Annotated in this window: 1 rRNA gene; it reads right to left on the bottom strand. The window is 56.3% G+C overall.

The features are described 5' to 3' along the window. Positions 1 to 4: 4 nt before the first annotated feature. A 23S ribosomal RNA gene (locus QHF84_RS50115) occupies positions 5 to 2,837 on the bottom strand; the annotation flags it as partial.

Raw genomic sequence — 2,837 nt, 5'->3', positions numbered from 1 at the left:
AGGTATGGTCAAGCCGCACGACCGATTAGTACCGGTTAGCTCCGCGGATTGCTCCGCTTCCACACCCGGCCTATCAACCTCGTAGTCTACGAGGGGTCTTTAGGAGCCTTGCGGCTCGGGACACCTAGTCTTGAGGCCGGCTTCCCGCTTAGATGCTTTCAGCGGTTATCCGTTCCGTACATGGCTACCCGGCTATGCCCTTGGCAGAACAACCGGAGCACCAGAGGTACGTCCACTCAGGTCCTCTCGTACTATGAGCAGCTCCTCTCAAGTGTCCTACGCCCACGGCAGATAGGGACCAAACTGTCTCACGACGTTTTAAACCCAGCTCGCGTACCGCTTTAATCGGCGAACAGCCGAACCCTTGGGACCTGCTCCAGCCCCAGGATGCGATGGGCCGACATCGAGGTGCCAAACCGCGCCGCCGATGTGAACTCTCAGGCGCGATCAGCCTGTTATCCCCAGAGTACCTTTTATCCGATGAGCGATGGCCCTTCCATGCAGAACCACCGGATCACTAACGCCTGCTTTCGCACCTGTTCGACCTGTCGGTCTCACAGTTAAGCTCCCTTGTGCGTTTGCACTCTACGCCTGGTTTCCAATCAGGCTGAGGGAACCTTCGCACGCCTCCGTTACTTTTTGGGAGGCGACCGCCCCAGTCAAACTGCCCACCAGGCAGTGTCCCCGACCCAGGTCATGGGTCCAGGTTAGATTTCCAGAATATCCAGGGTGGTATTTCAACGTTGGCTCCGCCGAACCCAGAAGCCCGGCCTCACAGCCTCCCACCTATCCTACGCAGAATATCCCGAAAATCACTGCCAAGTTGCAGTAAAGGTTCATGGGGTCTTTCCGTCTTGCCGCGGGTAGAGGGTATCTTCACCCCCGATACAATTTCGCTGAGTCCCTGGTCGAGACAGCGGGGATGTTGTTATGCCATTCGTGCAGGTCGGAACTTACCCGACAAGGAATTTCGCTACCTTAGGACCGTTATAGTTACGGCCGCCGTTTACTGGGGCTTCGGTTCGGAGCTTCGCTTGCGCTGACTCGTCCCCTTAACCTTCCAGCACCGGGCAGGCATCAGACCCTATACGTCGTCTTACGACTTCGCAGAGTCCTGTGTTTTTAGTAAACAGTCACAACCCCCGTTTCTCTGCAACCAGCCCACGCTCCAGAGGCAAGCTCCTTCACGCAGACCGGCACACCTTCTCCCGAAGTTACGGTGTCATTTTGCCGAGTTCCTTAACCAGGGTTCTCTCACGCGCCTTGGGATACTCACCCCGCCCACCTGAGTCGGTTTGCGGTACGGACACCAAAGGGGCTCTGTACGCGGCTTTTCTTGGAAGTCTGGGATCACCGAGTGTCTCGGACTAGGTCCGAACCTCATCACCTCTCGGATACTCGAGCTGCCGTTTGTCCCTATCGGGTCCTGGCAACTCATCCTACGGGCTTGAACACGGCAAACCATCCGCCGTGCCCGGCCTACCCTACTCCGTCCCCGCTTACTTCAACGCCATCCTTGGTGGTGCAGGAATATTAACCTGCTTCCCATCACCTACGCCTCTCGGCCTCGGCTTAGGATCCGACTAACCCATGGGAGGATTATCCTTCCCCAGGAAACCTTGGGCTTACGGCGACCGAGTTTCTCACTCGGTTTATCGCTACTCATGCCTGCATAAGCTCTTCTCAGGTCCGTTACCGGTCGTCACCGTCCGGCGTGTATCTACCTGAGAATACTCCCCTACCGCTCTCTTTCGAGAACCCGTAGCTTCGGTGCCGAACTTAGCCCCGTTATATTTTCGGCGCAGGTTCGCTTGACCAGTGAGCTATTACGCTTTCTTTAAAGGATGGCTGCTTCTAAGCCAACCTCCTGGTTGTCTGTGCGCTCCCACATCCTTTGACACTTAGTTCGGACTTGGGGACCTTGGCTGACGATCTGGGCTCTTTCCCTCTCGGCTACGGAACTTATCTCCCGCAGCCTGACTCCCGGATACTTGTCGGCGGCATTCGGAGTTTGATTGGGTTTGGTAATCTGGTAGGACCCCTAGCCCATTCAGTGCTCTACCTCCGCCGCAATTCGTCCGAGGCTATACCTCAATATATTTCGGGGAGAACCAGCTATATCCCAGCTTGATTAGCCTTTCACTCCTATCCACACCTCATCCCCCGCATTTTCAACTGCGGTGAGTTCGGTCCTCCAAGCGGTGTTACCCGCTCTTCAACCTGGACATGGATAGATCGCTAAGGTTTCGGGTCTACGCCACGCGACTCCTCGCCCTGTTAGGACTCGCTTTCGCTTCGGCTCCACCTCTCGGCTTAACCTCGCCACGTAGCGTAACTCGCAGGCCCATTATGCAAAAGGTACGTGGTCACACATTGCCTTGCGGCCATAGTGCTCCCACTGCTTGTAGGCACACGGTTTCAGGTACTATTTCACTCCCCTAACCGGGGTTCTTTTCACCTTTCCCTCGCGGTACTAGTTCACTATCGGTCGATCAGGAGTACTTAGCCTTGGAAGATGGTCCTCCCAGATTCCCGCCGGATTGCACGTGTCCTGCGGTACTCGGGTGTCCTGCGCGAGAGACTCGTCTTTCACCTACGGGGCTGTCACCCTCTATGGCCGGCCTTTCATTGCCGTTCGATTAGACTCGTCCTTTGTCACTCGCCGGAGAGAATGCCGTCTCTCCTGCAGAATCCCACGACCCCCAAACAGCAACGCCAGCATGCTTGCACTGCTTGGGTTTAGGCTCTTCCCCGTTCGCTCGCCACTACTGGGGGAGTCGCTTTTGCTTTCCTTTCGTCCAGGTACTTAGATGTTTCAGTTCCCTGGCTTGGCTGCC

The sequence above is a fragment of the Polyangium sp. y55x31 genome (assembly GCF_029946505.1).
In the GTDB taxonomy this organism is placed as follows: domain Bacteria; phylum Myxococcota_A; class Polyangia; order Polyangiales; family Polyangiaceae; genus Polyangium.
The sequence above is the reverse complement of the archived record's forward strand: the minus strand, read 5'-3'. Positions and strand labels throughout refer to the sequence as shown.